This window comes from Catenulispora rubra (assembly GCF_015356825.1).
Lineage (GTDB): Bacteria > Actinomycetota > Actinomycetes > Streptomycetales > Catenulisporaceae > Catenulispora > Catenulispora rubra.
Genome location: NZ_JAACYW010000766.1, coordinates 1 through 425 on the forward strand (window position 1 = coordinate 1; position 425 = coordinate 425).

The window sequence follows — 425 nt, forward strand, 5'->3', positions numbered from 1 at the left end:
CATATTGCCAATCTAGATTGATAAACCTTGATTGGCAATCATGGTTGCGGATATGAGCCCGGCCGGTCACGCTCCGATCGCGTCGACCACCATCGAGACCCGGCCGGTCTCCACGTCGTAGACGTGCCCTGAGACGGTGGTCTCGCCGGGGAGCAGCGGTGAGCAGAGCAGGCGCTCGACGTCCTCCCGGACCGTCACCTGCGGGTCACTGACTTGAGAGGCGGCCAGCGTCCGCGCCGACAGGCCGGTCGCGTCGGCGGCCCGGTGCCGGAAGTCGGGATCGGCCAGGAAGCCGGTGCCGCACTGCGTGTGGTGGATGACCGCGATCTCGAACAGCCGGCCTTCGACCCCGAACACCTGCCGGGCCAGGAAGCCGAGGTAGGCGATGTCGGTGACGACCGATTCGGTGACCCGGCCGGCGGCGT

1 protein-coding gene is annotated in these 425 nt (G+C 67.3%); it reads right to left on the reverse strand.

Features of this window, described 5'->3' with window-relative positions:
* Positions 1-66: 66 nt before the first annotated feature.
* Positions 67-425: carbonic anhydrase (locus GWK61_RS55325; protein WP_499704288.1), on the reverse strand; the 359-nt coding region annotated here is incomplete at its 5' end.